The 20,210-nt window shown below is 70.9% G+C and carries 2 protein-coding genes; both read left to right on the forward strand.

The genetic code is table 11. The features are described 5' to 3' along the window. Nucleotides 1-6: 6 nt before the first annotated feature. Nucleotides 7-18,438, forward strand: a complete 18,432-nt coding sequence (locus tag A5789_RS26745) for a hypothetical protein (RefSeq protein ID WP_064922802.1) — start codon at nt 7-9, stop codon at nt 18,436-18,438. A 100-nt stretch (nt 18,439-18,538) separates the two neighbouring features. Continuing rightward, nucleotides 18,539-20,155 (forward strand): hypothetical protein, encoded by a 1,617-nt coding sequence (locus tag A5789_RS26750; RefSeq protein WP_321190226.1) that lies wholly within the window; start codon nt 18,539-18,541, stop codon nt 20,153-20,155. The last annotated feature ends 55 nt before the right edge of the window (nt 20,156-20,210 follow it).

Genomic DNA, 20,210 nt, shown 5'->3' on the forward strand with positions numbered 1-20,210 from the left:
CCGCGCATGATCGAGTTTCCCAGCTGGCTCGAGTGGCTGGGTGCGGCCATCGGGATGGAGTGGCCGCACGGCAACGAAGACGATATGTGGTCGCTGGCAGGCGACTGGCATACCGCCGCCGGCGAACTGCGCGACATCCTGAGCCTGATGGACGACGCCAAATCCGCGACACTGGCCGCGTACCCGTCCGGCGACGGCCAGCAGCAGATGATCGACACCTTCGACAGCATGCGCCACGGCAAGGATTCGCTGGAGGCGCTGGCGGGATACTTCGATCAGGTCGGGGATTCGGTCTACGGCGGCGGTACGCAGATCGAATACACCAAGCTGATGTTCTATTCGACGCTGGTGATCACCGCCGCCGATATCGCCGCGGTGTGGATCTTCCCGCCGACGGCTCCCGCGGAGGAAGCGGGCATCATCGTCGCAACCCGTGTCGCGGTGCGGATGATGATGCGCCGGGTACTCGACGCGATGGCCGGTTGGGCGGGCCGGTTGGCCGAGAACGCGTTGGTGCGCTTCATGTTCCGCCATGTGCTGCTGAATGCGGCCCTCGGCGCGATCCAGGATTTCGCGGTGCAGCAGTGGCAGGTGTGGGAGGGGCACCGCAAGAGCATCGACTGGCAGCAGCTCGAGGTCACCACCTTCGCCGCGGGTGTCGGTGGCGCGGCCGGCGGCGCCTTCGGTGAGGCGATGGGCAAGAAGTTCGGCAACGCCTTCCGCAACGAGGTCGGCGACGTCACCTCGAAGTGGGGCGTCAATCTCACCCGCGCGGGGATCGGCGCGGGATCGGGCCTGGTCAACTCGGTGGCAGCCTTCGGGGGCTCGGTCGGCTGGCAGTTCGCCTCCGATCTGGCGCACGGTGATCTGGACACCGCGCTGAAGAATCTGAAGAATACGCACGTCGATTGGCGCATGTTCAGCGCCGGAGCGATCACCGGCGGGGCGTCGGCGGTGAATCACAATATGGCGCACAGCCATTTCGAGAACTCGCCGTTCTGGAAGCTGAACGCGCCGCGGCCGGATCTGGGCAATATCGGTGATCTGCACGGCTCCACCCACGACGGCACCGTGCCGAACGCCCATGTCGACCTGTCCGACAGCAATGGCGCTGTGCCGCACGGTGATTCCGCTACCGGCGTGAACGGCGAGCCGGGATCCTCCGGGTCCGTGCGCGGCGGGGCGGTGACCAACGGTCACGACAGCCACGCGGGTGCGCCGACTACGACGGCCGGCACCCACGAGCGCCCGGCATCCGACGCCGGTGGTACGCCGGAACAGACCGCGCCACAAGATCGTTCGGATACCTCCGAGACCACACCGTCGACTCCGCCGGCGGAGCGTCCCGGGTCGGAGGGCTCGAGTACGCCGTCCGAATCCGCGACATCCACCGGACCGGTATCCGACTCGTCGCCGACTCCGCCGGCTCGCAGCGAGGTGCCGGGCGGCGCGCACGATTCCACCACCGCGGACACCGCCGCGACACCGAGCGGTGGTACGCACGAAAACGTCACGCCGACAACGGCTCCCGCCTCCGAATCGGCGTCCCATGCCTCGGGGGCCGTACCCGCCGGCAGCGAAGCGGGCACGGCCGCCGGTCCTGCCGCATCGTCCGGACCGGCCGAGTCGGCGAGTTCCGCCGCCGCCTCGGGACCGGCCGCATCGTCCGGCCCGAGCGCTTCGTCGGGGCCGAGTACGTCGGGATCGAGCGCATCATCGGGGCCGAGTGCGTCGTCGGGATCGAGCGCGTCGTCGGGCTCGAGCGCGACAGCCGGTGCGTCCACGGGCTCGACGGCCGCATCCGGAGCGTCGCCGGTCGACGCTCGCGGACCCGCGTCCGGCGGTGCCGAGGCGCCCCGGACCGGGGAGGTGCGCACGCCCGACGCCAGGACCGGCGCCGACGGACGTGCCGCCTCAGATCTCGGCCGCGGTTCCGCCACCGATGCCCGGCCGCAGGGCGGAGCCGGTGCGGCCGACCCGTCCGCGGCCCGCCCCGCTGCCGATCCGCGGGTGCAGGCTCGAGTCGGCGACTCCGAGGGCCCGCGCGCCGCGACCCGGCCCGGCGCGAGCGAGGGCGAACGGGTCACCGCCAAACCGGACCGCGCGGACACCGCCCAGCCGCGAGACCGCGCCGGTGCCGGCCCGCGCACGGACCAACCACGCGGGTCCGAACCGACACGCGCGAGCGAACGTCCCGAAAACACTCGCACCCCAAGCAAATCCGATCAACCCACCGCGCAACGGCCGGACCGACCGGCGTCCCGCGACGAGGTACGCGCACCCGAACGTCAGCCCGCGCCACTGCGGGATCTGGACGGCGCCGGAACGCGTGACGAGGCCACGAGCGATGAGGCAGGAACTCGTGGCAAGGCCGGAACCGGAGACGGCACCGTGAGGCGCGACGAAGGAACCGCGGGTGACGAGCCGGGGGCGCGTCGTGCCGACGAACCGGAGTCCAACGAACCGGATGCGGCGCAAGTCGATCGGCCCGCGCGTGCCGAGGATTCGCCGGAGCAGTCGGCCGAGCCCGCGCGCGGAGACGGCCGAGATCCGGGCGATTCGACCGAGCCCGCGCAACGGGAGTCCGAGCGGCGCGATGCCGACACGTCGACCCCGCGCGATACGGACGAGACGGTCCAACGCGACCCCGAGCGGCGCGATGCCGGCACCTCCACCCCGCGCGATCGGGACGAGACGGGCCGGCGGGACCCCGAGCAGCGTGACACCGACGCGTCTGCCCCGCGCGATTCCGACAGCACCGAGCCGCCCGTCAGTGAGCATGCCGGCCCGAGGGATGCCGAGCATGCCGGTTCGCGTGATTCGGACGGTGCCCGCCCGCTGGACGACCGCGCGCCTACCCGCGATTCCGACAGGGCTGTATCGGGGGCCGACGAGTCCGTTGCCTCCCGGGACGCCGACTCGGCGGTTCACGCCGATGCCGCCGCACCCCGCGACGCGGATTCGGGCGTTTCGAACCATCCGGACGAGCCGGGTGTGCGGCACGACCGGGCCGACGATGCGGGTACGCCGCGCGACGACACCGGCGATCCGGCGCGAGACCCGTCGCATCCGGACGAGGCCCGATCCGAACACGATGCCGCGCAGGACAAATCGAATGCGGAACCGGGTGGACCACGACGGCGCCCCGCCGCCGACGCGAACCACGACGGTACGGTGCGCAAACCGGTTCACGAGGCGGGCGAGGACGGCACCCGGCACGACCGCGACGAGACGAGCGATGACCGGCCCGAAGACCAGCTGGTGCCGGGCGCCCCGCCCATGCCGGCGCCGGTCGGCGACCATCAGCCGGCGCGTTCCGCGCGGAGCGAGCAGACCGATCACACCGGGGCTCCGGAGGCGGCGAAACCGGCGACTTCGCGGCCGGAGTCGACCCGCGGCCGCTGTGCCGAATTGGCGCTGAAGCTGATTCGCGATCTCACCGGCAGCAAGACGATCCGGCTGCCCGAGCGCGCCGTCGGACCGGAAGGGATGACCGCCGCGGAGGTTCAGGCGGACGCCGGTGGCCGGATGGTGAAGGTCGGCGACCACGATGCGATCGCCCGGCGGCTCTCGCGGATGCGCAAGGGGGCGTCGGCACTGGTGGTCGACGGTTATCACGCCGGTCCCGGTCGCCGAGTAGTCGGAGCGCACGCCTACGTCATGGTCCACGAGGGTGGCGGGCGGATCGTGGTGCGCGATCCGAGTACGGGGGTGGTGACCGACCACCCGGCGAGCGTGCCTTCGGATCTGCACGACACCCACATGATCTTGTTCGACCACCGCGGGCGTCCCATCCACCCGCTCACTCCGGAACATCGGGAAGCCCTTGCGCGGCAGCAGGACCCGTCTGCCGTGCGCATCCGGCAGGCGCTCGACGACAATGTCGGCCGGGTGCACGAACTGCTGCTCCGAACACCCACCGGCAGAAGGATTCTCGGCGAACTCACCGATCGCCGCTATCGCGAGCACATCGATCAGGGGTCGCACAGCGACGGCAGATCCGGATCGTTCCGGCGCCGCGACATCACGGCGGTCCTGTACGCCGAGGGACGCGGCCAGATCGCTCAGGCACTCACCCTGGCACACGAGAGCGTGCACGCCGAGCGGTATCTCAACGGCGAATCCCCCGCCGATCGCCCCCTCGAGCTGTCGCGCGACCACTATGTGCGCGAGATGGTGCACGAGGAGGCGATGGCCTCCGGACGCCGCTTCCAGCTGGCGGCGGAGTTGCGTGAACTCGGCTACGACATCGCCGAACACCCCGCCGAGGTCGCCTACCGCCATGCCTACGAGCGCGCGCTGCGCGGACTCGAGGGCCCGGGAGCGCACGAGATCGCACATGAGGTGGCGGTCGACCATCTGCGCAACTACCTCGAGCACGTCCCGCCGAACGACAGTGGCCGAACCTACGCCGATCATTACCGCGATATCTGGGATCGCGCGCACGACGGCGCCCGCACTCCGACCGATCAGAGCATCCGCTACGTGCCCGACGATCCGGTGGTCCGCGACCGCATCCGCTCGGCCGCACTCGAGCGGCATATCGCCACCGTGCGGTTGAACGAGCATGCGCAGGAACTGGCCCACGTCGCCGACCGGGTGGCCGATCGCATCCCCTACGACCCGACGATGCGCCGGGATATGGTGCAGCACTTGATCTCCGATCAGCTGCGCACTGTCGAGCGCGAACTCGGCCGCGATGGGCTGCCACCGGAGCGCCGCGCCGAGTTGCGTCGGCTGGCCCACGATCTGCGACGGATGTCGGATCTGGTCGATCGGCATCACAACGCGCTGGCCGAGGTCGACCGGCTGCGGGCTACCGCCGCCGCGGACGTCGCGCGCCGGCTGCTCGGTGACATGATCGCCGATGCCCCGGGCGCCGAAGTGTTCGGTGACCACTTCGCGGTGATTCCCGGTGAACCGGAACGGATCATGGTCGCCGCGGGGCCCGGCGATCACGAGCGGGTCATGCGGGCGGCGCCGCCCGAGATCGTGGAGCGCGTGGCCCGCCCGGGTGTCGAGCCCGAATACCTGACCGTCGACACCCGCCGCAACGGCGAGATCCGCTATGAGCGGGCCGACCAACCAGGGCCCGCCCGGGAAGAACCGGCCGAAGCCGTCGAGCCGCAGGACCTCGCGGCGCGGGCTTCCGAGGCGATCGTCACCGAGCTGGAACGCACACTGGCCGATGTGCCGGTGGGCGCCTGGGCGGTCGACACGCTGCACGCCCGGGGCGTGACCATCGAACACGACTCCGGGGGTGGTCATCGGTACGAGCCCGCCCGCAACCGGCTCACCCTCGATATCGGCGGCACCGACGGCGAGCAGATGGCCGCTATGGTCCACGCCGCCATTCATGCCCAGCGGGCGCACGAGCGCAGTGCCGCCGACGGTGTGCTCGACCGCGATCGGATGTCGCGCGAGGAATACGTCGACCATATGGTGGACGAGGAAACCGACGCGCACGCAATGGAATTCAACGCGCTCGCACAGTTGCGCGATGCGGGCCACGACATCGCGACCAGTCCGCTGGAGCGGATCTACCGCGACGCGTTCACCGCGGCGCGCGAACGGGCGGCCGCGCGCGACGACCTGCCGGGCGATGCGACGGCGCGGGCCGCCGAACTGGACCGGATCGCGAACCAGGCCGGTGTCGACGCCATCCGCCCGGCAATGGGTGATCATGCGCCCGACGGCGGCGCGAGTTACGCGCGCGGTTACGGCGAGGCGTGGGATTCCGCGCATCCGCCCCGGGACGAGTCGACCGACGAGCAGTCCGCTCGTCCGGCAGCCGGACCACCCGAGCCGGGCGGATCGACCTACATCAATACCTACGGCGGCGATACCGCCTACGGCATCAAGGGGTGGGTCGACGAGCACGGCGTGCTCCACTACGAGGTGAACGTCGGTCCGGACACGCCGTCCGGGCGGGAGATGTTCCGGGATCTGATGAACGAGCTCGGCGACCGGGTCGAAGCGATCCAGGACGAGTGGTACGACGGCGGGGCGCTGATCGACAATCTGGACAGTTTCAACGCGGGAGTGCAAGACGGCTTCACGCCGGAAGAATCGGCGCGCCGGACGTTCACCGGCAAGCTCGCCGAAGAGCTGGGCTATACCGAGGTCACCTTCGGCGATCCGGAGCTGCCGGGCGATTCCGGTCTCGAGGGCCGACTGGGCGAGAACACCGGCGTCACAGTGCTTTTCCGGCGCCCCGAAGGGTTCGATGGCGCACCGCACGTGGACAGTCCCGAGTTGCCCGACGGTGCCGGTGGTGCGGGTCGTCCACCCGGCGAGCCGCCCACGCCGGGCGCGGCCCCGGGCGAGCCGCCGCGGCGGGGCGAGGTCGTCGTGGCCGTCGACGGTGAGCATGTGCGGTTGCGGCTGGTCGCCGACGGCGGCGGTCGGTGGCGGGTCGAATCCGTCGAGCCGGTCGGCGAAGGTGAGCACACGCCGGGCGGTGAGGTCGAACCGGCGAAGCCGGGGCGGCTGCGTTCGCTGTGGCAGCGGTTCACCGGCGGGTACGAGGGGCACTATCCGAAATATCCGTCGGGCAGTGGTCAGGACGGCAAATATCAGACCGAGATGACCGAGGATTTCGGGCATCTGTTCGACATCCACGCGCTCGAGACCCTCGGTGACCACGACATCAGCATCAATTACGCGCGGTTGCTGAAGGAGTCGTTCACGCTCTGGATCAACCGGGAACACGCACCGCTGCTGAACCACCTCACCGCTCGCATGGATCTGCAAGCGGGCGAACATATTCCGATGCGCACCCGCGACGGGCGGGAGTACGCGTACTGGAACGAGGACGCGGACCCGGCTGAGGTCGCGGCGATGCACAAGTATCTGCGCGATATCGGGCTGGGCCACCTGGTCGATGAATCACAGCCCCATGACCTGCCCGGCCATTCCGCGCCTCAGCACGGCGAAGCCGAAGCGCCGCACGGCAATCCGGCCGACGAGTTGCGGGCCGCCGCCGATCGACTGGGCATCGACCTGACCGATATCAGCCCGGAGACGCTGCGCCGCGCACTCGATACCGCCGAATACCAGAATCTGCGCCGGGCCGCCGTCATCGAGGCCCTGCGCGACGCCGCGCACCGCTACAACGCCGAGCACGCCGATATCCCGTACCGGCCGCAGTCGATCACCGACCACAATCCGCTCGGCCGATTTCTCAAGGAAGTGGTCATCGCCCAGGGCGACGATCCCGGCCTGCTGAACTGGCGCGGCGTGAACAACGGCGCCGAATCCGGCCGCGACTTCGATGTGCTGAACGTCGAAAACCCCGACGAGCGTATCGAATACGACCCCGAGGACGAGTCGGGCCGCGACCAGGGCCTGCGGACCTATTTCGAGAATGCGCTGCGGCGCGACCAGATCCGCGACGAGCGGGCGACCTGGGCGGATCTGCTCGCGGCCGAACTGTCCCGGCTCGAACCGGACCAGCTCGACCGCGCATTGAACGACCTGCGTGACGGAGTGCACGAACGTGCGGGGGAGATCCGCGATTTCGCAGACCGGGTGGCGGAGTTCCGGGAACGCTTCCCCGCCAATGATATTCGCGAGCTGCCGCCGCAGCGTCCGGGTGAGCCGGGCCGGCTGGTGGTCCTGGATGTGCACGGCGACCACGAACAGACGCTCGCCGGGGCCCTCGATCGCCATCCCGGGCTCGCCGCCCGCCTCAACAACGGTGAGGTGCGGGCGGAGAAGTGGACGGTCGTCGTCGACGCGAACAACCAGGCGCACGTCCGCCACGTCGGCGATATCGAGGGCCGGGCGATCTCGGTGGACGTCGAGGGCCGGCATCTGGACGGACTGCTGGTCCGCGACGCCGACGGCACCTGGCACGTCACCCAGCCGCCCGCCGAGCCGGACCCGGTCGCGCCGCAGGCCCGCACACCGGAGCAGATACGTTCCGTCCGAGACGATCTCGCGCGCGAGCTCGGCCTGGACCCCGAACAGATCACACCCGAACTGATCGAACACGAGTTGCGCGCCAACGACCTGCGCGCACTGCAGATCGAGGCGCTGCTGGACCACGCGCGCACCAGCGACGCCATCGAGTCCTTCCACGATCTGGCCAATGCGCGCGACCGGCTCGCGCAGACCACCGGCATCGACGATGCGCAACACGCGACGCCGGAGCGGGTCGCCGAGTCGATCGCCGATCGCGGCACCCGCAACGCGCTGCGCAAACAGCAGGTCGAGCAGCTGGTCAAGTACTACGACAAGCTGGCGAGCTATCTGAAGGGGCGGGGTGAGGATCCGGCGCATCTGGTCGAGGCCCGCGACGATCTCGTGCGCGCGCTGGGCGGCGAACCGGAGGACGTATTCCCGAAGAAGTACTCGAAGGAACTCGACTATCAGCGCAATCCACAGGGCATCGATCCCGGCGAGCTGACCTCGCTGATCCGCGGCCGGCTCCGCGACCCCGGCACCGGTGCGGCGCTGACCGATTTCATCCGGACCCTCGCGGACACGGATCCGTTCACGAACGGTCTACGTTTCGATCCCGCTACCGACCCGCGGGTGTTCGACGGTGAAGTGCCGATGCACGATCCGGACGCGTTGACCCACCTGCGGGAGACCATCGGTGACGGGCAGCGGCTGTTCGGCACACCCGACCCGGATCGGCCGGTCGCGTCCGGATCGCGGCCGAATCGCGATTGGGCCCGGCTGCTCGGCCACGACCTCACCGATGCCACTCCGGAGCAGTACGTGCGGGCCTACGAGGCCTATCGGGACGGCAAGATCGAAAAGCACGAGCGGCTGACTCCGGCGCAGCGGGAGCAGGTGCACCGCGAACTGCGCGAGGAGTTGCGACAGCGGGCCGCCGATCTGAAGGCGCTGGCGGAACTGAACGATCGCTATCACCAGGCGGTCGCCGATCTGCCGGAGAACCGGCAGGCGACCATCGATCGGCTCAGCCGGGAATGGGCGGCTGCCTGGACCGAGCGCGAACGGGCCCGCAGCTATATCGAGGCCCATGCCTACGAACTCCGCGTCACGCCGGAGGAGTTGCTATCCGACGACCTGAAAAACGGCTCGGCCCTGCACGATCTGTTCGGCGAACTGGGGTCGCGCACCGTCCGGGGCGAGAATCTCGCCGACTACCGGAGGCGGTTCGAGGAATTCAGCCGCCGGCACGACGCGCTGTTCGAGGCGACGCGCAGATTCCACGACAACGACGTGCGGGTGGCGGATCTGGACGCCGAACTGCGCGCGGCCGTGGCACGCGATGTGGAGCTGTCCGAAGGCGAGGAGGGCGACGACGGCGCGGCGGCTGCCCCGCCGCAGGGACCGCCGTCGAAGCCGCCCAGCTCACCGGGGGAGGGTGCACCGCCGCCGGAGCCCGGAGGCGGGGACCCCGATGGAGCCTCTTCGCAGACACCCGGCGGCCGCGACGCGGGCGAGTCCGCCTCCACGCCCTCGGAACCACCGCGTCCGGGCGACAACGACGGCCCCGCAGCCGATTCCGGTGCCACCGCACCGCGCATCGAGTCCCCCTCCGAATGGGGCATGCGCATGCGCGCGGAGAATGCGAGCTGGGACGCGCGGATGGCGGCCCGGCATGCCATCCGCACGCGCGAACTCGCCGACGAGATGGTCGCTCGCGATCCGGACGGTCCCGAAGGTCCCACAACCTGGGCCGCTCGGATGCGCGCCGATCAAGCGGAATGGGAGGCCCGGCAAGCCGCCCAGCACGCCGACTGGCTGTGGAAGATCGTCGGCGACCACCGCGGACCCACCGAACCGACACCATCGCCTGCCGGAACACACGAGCCGAAACCCGCTGCGCCCGAACCGGAATCGCCGACTGCCTCACCGAAACAGGACGGCGTCACCGGGACCTCGGAGCCGGGGCGGGAGAGCGCACCTGGCGACCCGGCCACGGATCCGGCGAACCGAGTCGAAAAGCCGCTGCGACAGCCGCGCTCGGGTGCTGATGCACCGGAAACAGGACCCGACGCGGAGAACGCCGAGCCCGGGGCCGAGAACCGCGAGCAGCCGCCGGAGATGGGGCAGACGAAACAGCAGGCAGGGCCGGCACCCGAATCGCAGCAGACGCCGGGGAGCGGAGAACCGCGGGAGGGGGCGTCGAGAGTCGAGGGAGCGCAGCCGGATCCGATCGACGCCGCGCTTGCTCGACAGGACGCGGCACATGCCGAATTGCGCAGGATCGCAGGAGAACTCGGCCTTCCCGACCACGGCAACGCGCGTGATCTGGAGGCCGCGATCCAGCGCCGGATCGAGGACGAGTCGGCCGAAAATCAGGCCACGATCGCGCGCAACGATCTGCGCCCGGACCAGTGGGCCGCCGCCCGCGACCGCGCCCAGCAGCGGTTGAACGAGCTGTACGGCCTGCGCCGCGAGATGATGCGCGCCGCCCGGGATTACCAGGCCGCCCGGATCGAGGAACGGCAGCTGCGTGCCGCGAATCCCCAGAGCGCGCAGGCTCCCGGCGAACGGGCGTCCACCGACGGTCGCCGCCCCGCCGCACGCGGTGATCAAGGTTCCGCCGAGCGCGGCGACCAGAACAGTCCCGGTGCTGAGGTGCCTGGTGCAAGGCCTGGTGAGCAGCCGGCTGCTGGTGCGGAGGGTTCTGTCGCGAGGCCTGGTGACCAGTCGGCAGCCGGCGCTCAGGGTTCTGGTGCGAAGGCTGGTGAGCAGCCGGCGGCCGGCGAGGAGCGTCCCGCCGCGAAACCCGCAGAACAACTGCCGTCCGGTGACGAGGGCTCCGCCGGCGAACCCGGTGGCGACGAGCCGGGTGCCGATTCCGGTGGTGGGGACGACGGCACGGGTGGGTCACCCGCGAAGCCGGGCGGTGACCGGCCCGGCGGTGCCGCGCCGCGCGCCCAGGCGGAACCCGGCGCGCAACCGGCACCCGATGCCGCCGGTGGTGGGACCGATGGTGGCGCCGGCGGTAAGCCCCCGACGAATGGAGGTTCGGACGACGGCAGCCCGCCGCGGGAAGGGGATGACGGATCCGAAAACTCCCCGGTACAACGGGATTCGAGCACCGTGGCGCTCCCGCGCCGGCCCGAGCCGCCCGGCGCCGAACGGTCCACGCGCGAGACATGGCATCAGGACGGCCCACAGCGGGAGCACCGTCCGGTGACGCGTGCCTTGCGAAAGGCGCTGCGGGATCTGGCGGATGCCGGTACCACGCGAGTGCGCGCCTGGACGCGAATGACCGCGCGCGCTCACGATCTGGGCCTGCGGCCGGACGAGATACGGCGCGAGATCCTGCGCGAGGCGATCGCCCGCACCGCCGATGCCGCCGACACCGTGCCGGCGGTTCGAAACGAATTGCGCGATCTGATCGGCGATCTCGACCGCGGCGCACCGCGGCTGGAGGTGGACCGCCGCGCCGCGCGCCTGGGTGTGCCGCTGCCGTCCGACCATCAGGTCGCCGACGCGATCCGCGACCGATTGGCACCGCCGGCCCAGCGGCGTGCCGAACTGTCCATCGAACTCGGCGATCGCCGCACCGTCGATCTGCCCCGGCTGGAGCGGCTCGCCCGCGAGTTCGGCGTCGATCCGGAGGGGCTGTCGCGGCCGGAACTGCAACGTGCGGTCCGGGACGCGGTGAACAACCATCGCGACACCATCTCCGAGCGGCAGCGGCGCGCGACCGTCGAGCTGGTGGACCGCTACCGCACGGCGTCGGCGAACGAATCCGCCCGCCGGGCCGCTGCCCAGCATGCCGCCGAACGCGAAATGCTGCAGTTGCGAGCCGGTTTCGATGATCGTGGCCCGCGAATCTCCGGAGTCTCCTACCGTCGCTTCCGGTTCGACGCCCCCAATCACATGCGAGTGGACGGCGCCCCCGGCGAGCGCGGCCGGTGGGTCGGGGTCGGATCGGGCCGTGATCCCGAGCTCCGGTTGCCCGCGCGGGAGCGGATCCGGCATGCGGCCGAGGGGTTCGACGCCGTCTACTACCGGCTCGAACTGGACCACAACGGCCGCATCTGGGTGAGCGAGCACCATCCGGTATCGACGGAGCCCGTTGCCACGCGGCCGGATCCGGTGCGTCGTCCCGGAGACTGGATCGCCGGCGGCGACGAGCACGAACACGAGCCGGGCACCCGGGCGCTGCGCAGACAGCTGCGCGACCTCGGCGCGGAACTGGATCGCCGCAACGATCAGGTGGACAAGAACTTCGCCAAGATCGTCCGGCTCGCCGAACATCTGGGTATCGACGACGCCTGGCGGATGCGGCCGCGCGAGCTGGCCGCAGCGGTGCGCGATCTGATCGTCCAGCGCCGGGCCCGCGCCGACGAACTGTGGAATCGCGCGGATATCCCACGGGCCGACCTGCAGAAGTTCTTCGAGGACCGCCGCGCCGAGGAGGCGCGGGCCGAGGAGACCGAATCGCTCGGTAAGGCCCTGCTGGGGCTGTTGCGGGTGCACGACCAGACGTTGGTCGCCGCCCGCGACCGGGTGGCGGCCGACGCCGCGCTACTCGCGGCACGCGACGTCCTGGCCGGTCACGAGGGCCTTCCGCTGGGCGCCGACGGGCGGCCCGTGGACCCGGCGAATCCGAAACCGGAAGTGGCGCGGCTCGTTCCGGGCCGCGACGGCGCACCGGACCGGCTCGTGGTGGTGGCGCCAGGCGCGAATCCGGATCATGTGCTCGACCCCGCTGTCCGCCGCGCGTTGCTCGGCGACGACGGCCAATTCGTGTTCCAGCAGGTTCGCGTCGACGCCGACGGACACGTTCGGCTCAGCGACATGCACCGGCCCCCACCGGAACTCGACGGAGCCACGCACCGCCCCGCCGAACTCGAGCAGCCGCGTCGAGCCGGAACCGAGCCGCACGCGCCGGGATCCGGCGAGCCGCACGCGGACGGGCCTCGTCCGGCGGACAACCCCGAGCCGGCGGCGGATCCGCAGGCGGCACTCGACGCGAAGGTGCGCGAACGTGCCCATGTGGCAGCCGATCTCGAGTTCTGGCGCAGTAAGGTCGACCATCGCGCCGACCCGTTCGGGGATGTGGATCTGAGCCGCAACCGCTGGTCGGAGACGTTGCGTCAGTTGCGCGCAGACACCGGGCGCTACGTCAGCGACAGCGCGGGCCCGGACAGTCCCGACGTCGCGCGGCACGAGCAGCTCAATCCGGAACAGGAGCGGGAGCAGACCGACCACGTCGACAAGCTGGCCGAGGCGCTGGACCGGCTGTTCCATTTCGAGGACCGGCTCGACGCCATCGACCGCGAGATCCACGACCTGGAACAACAGGGTGCCCGCCACGACGCGTCGCAGGCCGAAGCGGTCCGCGACGAACTGGGCCGGGTGGCCGACGAGCACCGGGCCGCGGTCCAGCGGGCGAAACCGTTGCGGCGCATCAGGAATGAGCTGTCCCGGCTCCTCGACGACCCCGCGCAGCGCACCCCCGAGAACCTGCGCCGGCTCGCCGATGCCGAGGAAGCGGTGGAGCGCGCCGAACACGAGATCGACCGCTTCAACGACGAGCGGGTCGCTCTCACGGGTGCGTGGCCCGATGCCGTCGCCGACCACTGGCGGGCCGCGGTGGGTACGGACGAGACGCCGACGGTGCGCCGGATCAGCGAGAACGTGTGGGTGGACCACGGTCGTGCGCCCGACGAGGACGGAACCGGCGGCCGCCCGGCCCGTTTCATCGTCGTCGCCGGTCGCGCCGCATTCGACCATCCGGACGTGCCGGTCCGCACCGACGATCCGGACGGACCGCGACGGCCGGCCGACGATCGATTCGACGCTCCGCTGCTGGACGCGCTGGCACAGCATCCCGATCTGGCCGCGCTGCTGAAGGATCCGGCCACCACCATCGATCGGCTGTCGGTCACCGGTGAGCTGGCCGGCGGCGATCGCGACGGCGCCGGTCAGATCCGCGCGCGGATCGAGACCATGGCGCCGGTGGAGATCGAGCGCACGGGGCTGCCCGCGCACGGCCGCCTCGGCCGAGACGCGCTGCCGTTCGCGGGCGACACGATGGTGCGCTGGCGCGGCGCGGACGGACACTGGCACGACACCCGGGAGGGCCAGGCCCGCGGTTTCCGCGCCTACCAGCCGGAACTGCCGCGCGGCACGAAACTGGACAAATACTGGCAGAAGGAAGTCGACGGCTGGCGGCTGCCGCCCAAGGGGTGGGCGGCGTTCGGCGGTACGGACAACTCCCACATCCCGTATCGGCAGCGTGAGGAGAAGATGCCGGACGGGTTCAGCGGCACCCTGGGCGCCGAACCGTTCCAGAACATGGTGGAGCCGTTGGTACTTCGGCTCCTGACCGATCACTGGCCGGAGCTGAGCTACGAGCAGATCCTGACGCTGAGCGAAGCCGGCCGCGCCGAATTGTGGTGGCATCAGGGACCGGGGCCGAAACCGGAGCCGCCGGCGGGCTGGGACGAGGAAGCCCATCACGGCATGCCGCTCGACGGCGCGCTGTACACCATCGGAAAGCGGTGGGTGCAGCTCTACGACATGGCGCGCAAGCACCCGTGGGTGCTGGGTCCGCTGCAGCGCCGGCCGGAGATCGGGGAGTGGGTGCGCGGGCACACCACCTGGCTGCCCGACGGCGCCTTCGATCCGGACCATCCGGTGCTGCGCAAGATCCCCGTGGTGCGCTCGTTCCGTGGCTGGAAGGGCTGGCGTGCCGGGCCGCGGATCGATCTGCAGCCGCCGCATCGGCCCTGGTCGGCCGCCGATCACGTGCCGCCGCGCGATCGGGTGGAGTGGTCCACGCCGCGCCAGGACCGCGACGTCGCGCGCTGGGATGCGGTGCAGCGCTGGGCGGATCGGGTGATCGGTGAATTCGCCGACGACACCGGCAATGCCGATGTGCACCGGATCGTCGACCTGCTGACCCGGGCCCGCGATCCGCTGCTGGACCCCGCCGACCCCGGCGGCGCCCGGCGGGAGACGCTGAACCTGGCACGGCATCCGGACGGCACTGCGCTCACCCGCGTGGAACTGACCGAGCGCATCCAGTTGGTCAAGGACCACCTCATGCGCAACGAGATGTGGGTGCGCGACCACGCCGACCCGACCGGCAGGATGGTCAAGAAGACCTACGACCGGCTCCCGCATGTGGCCGACGCCTGGCTGCGGCTCACCGGCGAGGGTGACGGCGACGGCCGGACCACGCCGTACAACGAAGATCTGTTGCTGCTCGACGACGCCTACGTCGAAGCCAGGTACCTCGCCGACCACGACGACGCCACCTGGCACGACGCCGACCTGGAAGCGGCTCGGTACGGCTACGACTGGGACACCAACCGGCGCCGCCTGAGCGGACATCTCGTGATCCGTGACGGGGTGCCGGTCCATCCGGACGAATTGCCGCCCGATGCGCCCGAGCACGACGGCGACAAGACCCTGCGGATGTCGCGGATTCCGTATGCGGTCGACGCGCCCGCGCCCGACCCCTCGTGGCTTTCGCCGCGTGAACGCCGCGCCGCCGAGATCCTCGCCGAAACCGGTGCGCGGCAACGCTTCCCCGGATTGCCCCGCAACCCGGTCGAGGCTCTGAAGGAGGTGGCGGCACGCGAGGCGGGGCCGCTGCGTGCCCTGCCCGCCCCCGGTGCGCGCGACCCGCTGCTGGATCTGCTGCTGCGTGCGGGCCGCGTGGAACAGCTCGCCGATGCCGGCCCGGGTGAGCACTTCGTCTGGGCGGAACGCCTCGGCGAACCCGAAGCTGCGGTGGAGCCGAGGCAACTGCCCGATACGCTGCGGCGGATGCGCGGCGATCTCACCCGCCGGCTGGACGACCTCGGCGCGGCCGGGCCCGACGAACAGGCCGCTGAGGGGAATCCGGCTCGGCCGGCATCCGGCGACGGGCCGCTGCGACAGCCCGGGCCGATGGAGCCACACGAATTGACCTCGGGCCGAACCGAAGTCGAGCGGCTGGCGACCGAACGTGCCCGTCTCGCCGGCGACCTGGGCCGGTTGCGCGCCGAACGGGACGCCGCCACCGGCAGCGAGCGGGAGCGCGCCGCACGAGCCTACGAGGAGGTACGCACCCGGGTCTTCGCCCTCACCGAGCGAATCACCGATGCGGCCGGACCCGATTTCCTCGCGGGGCAGGGCGCGCGGCCGGTGACGAACCGGGTCGGAATCATCGAGGGCGACCATCCGATCGTGATCGTGGTCGGCCTGCGCTCCGACGGTTCCGGCGGGTCTCCGCACCGTGCCGAACTCGATGCCGCCGTCGACGCTCATCCGGAACTGGCACAGGCTCTGGCCCATCCGGACGCGGAGATCCGCTACATCCGCCTGACCGTGGATTCCCAGGGCCGAGCCTTCGTCGCCGCCTTGGAAGCACCGCCCCAGGCCCCTCGTCCGCAGCAGCCGGGCTCCGAATCCACGCCGCCTGGTGCCGGCGGTGAGATCAGGACCGGGCTTGTCGAGCCACGCGGTGCCGACGGTGTGGTCGGCGGCGAGCATCGGGAGCTCGGTGCTGCCGACGGTGTTCTCGACGAAGCGGAGGGTCGGCCGAATGCGGACGACACCGAGGCCGGTAAGCCGGGAACCGACGAAGCTCCGGAAGGCAGTCGGAGCACGCCGGGGCGTGCCGACGACGGTGGAGAGCGGCCGGTGGCTCCGGTGCGTCCCGGCATCCCTTCGGAAGGTGAAGGGAGCGAATCGAATACGGCGCGCGGGTCGTCGGGCGATGCCGACGCCGGGGAATCTGGAGAGAAGGGAGAATCCCGAGGGGACCGGGCCGAGGAACCGCGGACCACGCAACCGCACGGGGGTGGTCGGCGCGCGTCCGGCTCGGACGGAGACGGAACGGATTCGGAGTCCGGAGACCGAACGGGTATCGGCCGGCGGGCGGGGCAGCAGCCGCCGGACGGTGGTGAGCCCGATCGTGCGGGCGCGAACCCGCGTGCTCGCGATCCACGCAAGCCCTACATCACGCCGGTCCCGCACGTCCCGCACAACGCCGAATTCGACTGGCCGGATTACACACCGAAGCGCATCGACGTCAACCTTCCGCCCACCCCGATTCCGACCCCGCCGCCGCACGAGCCGCCGCCGCATCAGCCCCCGCCGCATCAGCCGCCGCGAAAGCCCGGCCCGGGACAGCCCGGCGTAGGCCATCACGACCCAGGCGGTGGCCACCACGACCATCACGGTCACGACCCCGATCACCACGGCGATCACCGAGGGCACGGCCACGGGCATGATCACGGTCACCACGGTCACCACGGCCACGACGGAAATGATCACGACCATGGCGGTCACGGGCACGGTGGCCACGGCCATGACCATCATCACGGCGGCCACGGCCACAATGGGGATCACGACCACGGTGGCCACGAGCACGGCGGCGACGGTCATGACCACCACCACAGTGGCCACGGCCATCACGGGGGTCACGACCACGGCGGCCACGAGCATGGTGACCACCATCATCACGCCCACGACCACCACCATCTGCCGGGGTCGCAGGCTCAGCCGAACATCCCGGTACCGCCGTGGCTTTCGGACTCGAGCGTCCCGGGCAATGCCGCCTCACAACCGTTCCCGTTGCCGGGCGCGGGTATCGAGCGGAACGTGAACCCAGCCGGAACCGGGCTCAACCCATTCGGCGATCCGCTGGGCGCGATTCCTCACATGCCTGAACCTGCTGTCCCACAGCAGCTTCCGCCGCAGCCGGCCCCTGAACCGCGGGTATCCGACGGTCCACACGCAGCGATCCCGCCGGATCATGGCGTCGGGCAGGGGCCTGGCGGTGCCGACCGGTACGGGGCCGGGTACGGCAATGGGAACGGCCACGGCACCGGATACGACCCGGGAGCCGGATACGGGAACGCCCACGATCGGCAATTCTCGGTCGGTCGCCCGTTCTCCCTCGGTGATCCGGCAATGGGCGCAGCGGGAAACCTTGGGGTACAACCGGTTCCGGCAGAGCAACCGCAGAACAACTTCCCGCAGAACGGCTTCCCACCGTTCGCCCCACCGATGCCGCAGGGCAACAACCCGGCCTCCGCCTCCACTCCGGCACGTCACCCCGCGCACCCGCCCGGCTCGCCGACTCCCGCCGCGCCCCGCATCCTGGTACAGGAGTTCAACGGTCACCGTTGCGCGGAGGTCGATCCGCTCACCGGATCGCTGCACGAGGCCGCCGAGCCGATGGGTCCGTTCAGCGGGGTGTACGGCGATCTCGACGGCGTGGAGTTCGTCTTCTTCCGCACCGACGATCGGCTCTTCCTGCGCGTCGCCGGCCAGTTGATCGATGCCGACGATCTGGCGGTGATCGTGCACTGGCAGCGTGCCGGCCGCCGGCATACCGACTTCACCGTGACCCGAGCGGGACTGGCGGTGTGCACGGTGCGCTATCGCCGGCGCAAACCGGAACTCGACCTCGGCTTGTGGATCCGCGATGTGCTCGACAATCCCGCACGCCGAACGCAGATCTTCGCCGCAGTCCGGGGTGTGCGGTGAAAAGCGCAGCACCGCACACTGTTACCGAGCATCGCACCGATGAGGATGTCCGCAGCCGGCCGCGCCGGACGGTGGACGCGAACGAGGAGAACACCGCGACGTGACCCGCCCCGATGACCACACCCCGGACCCGCAGGACACCACACCGGTGCCGGCCCGACCGGACAGCGCACCCGCGGCCGCCGCGCCGGATCCCGCACTCGACGACCGGGCCGATCTTCCATCCCACGACACCGCGGGTTCCGCCGCCGAGGACGAGCCGGACGTAGGCTTCACTCTCGGCGGCGGAATGCCCGAATCCATCGCGGCGGCAGTCGATCCGGAGGCGCGCGCCAGGGAATTGGCGCACGGGATCGCGCGCGAACTGGCGGCGGTCGCGCCCGAGGGGTGGCACGAGCTGACGGCCGTGTTCGCCCTCACGGTGGTGGTCGGCGGCGGCGAGGTCGTCTTCACCGACGACCAGGACCGCGTGCTGCGTGCCGATCCGCCCGAGTCGGTCCTGGAGTTGGTGCGCGAGCACCGCGACCTGTCCGCGGCCTTCGACAGCGGTCCCTGGTGGCGCCTGTTCGTCCGATTGGACCGGGCCGGACATCTGCAGGTCGACTACGACTACGGTGACGAACCGTTCCCCGACGATCAACTGCTGGCGCCGGAGGCGTATCTGGCCGACCTGCAGGCATATCCGCGCGATCGGGTGCCGGTCTGGCTGGGCGCCTATATCGGGCACGGCGACCGGCAGTCCCGCCCGCCGGCCGTCGCGGCCCGGCAGGCGCGCGCCGATCGAGCCGAGGGTGTGGTTCCCGTGCTGTCGGACGACGACTTTCCCGAGCTGCCCACGCTGTGGAGCCGGTGGGCGGTGATGGCGGCCGCTTTCGTCGCCGCCGGATCGCAGTGGGGCCCGCGCGTGTTGCCGTCGCTGGGCTGGTTCGAGGGCGCCCGGCGCGGCGGCAGCACGCTGTATCTCCTGCCCGGCGGCCGTGCCGTGCTCTCCGGCGGGGTGTGGGAGGCGCCGGCGCTCGATGCCGCCTACAACGGCGGTGCATCGCTGCCGCGGCTGTATGCCGGCGCACCGGAATGGGTGTCGAATTCGGTGCTCAATCCGCGCTTCGGCGACGGGCTGCTGTCGTTCTGCTACTGGTGGGAGAACGGGCGGTGGTATCGCGGTGAGTCGCCCTCGGCCGATCACCTCAGCGACGCGCTGCCGGGTGTGTGGACCTCGGCCACCGTCGCGCAGGTGATCCGCGGCTTGATCGACGGCGAGGCCGACGACGAATTGCGCGCCGCGGTGGACACTCTGGTCGCCGCGGCCGAGGCCGATGTGGTCACCCGAGAAACCCTCGTCGCCGTCTTCGGCGACGACGGCGGCTTCGATGTCGACGGCGCATTCAACCAGCTCACCTTGGCCGGTGCGACGCCGACGGGCCCGGCGCCGCTGCCGCAGGCCGAGGCGCTCGAGCGGGTGCGTGGTCACATCGGCGAGGCCGGGATCGATACCGACGGATATCCGCTGGATCGACTGCACGCGGACCGGATCTCGGTGGGCTGGATGGTCTACGTGCCCGCCGAACCCGACGAGGTGGCGATCGGGCGGGCCGTGTTCTACGTCGCCGACGACGGTGTGCTGGAACAGTCCTCGTCCTCGATCGCGCCGTCGGTATACGTCGAGGGTTTCGAACAGCGGTTCCGGGAGCGGCGCGGCGCATTGCGGGCGGGGTGACACTCGCCGCCGGTGTTTCACCCCGCGTTCAACCGCCGTTGCCGCCGGTGTTGCT

Origin of the sequence: Nocardia sp. 852002-51101_SCH5132738 (genome assembly GCF_001665695.1) — a bacterium.
Taxonomy (GTDB): domain Bacteria; phylum Actinomycetota; class Actinomycetes; order Mycobacteriales; family Mycobacteriaceae; genus Nocardia; species Nocardia nova.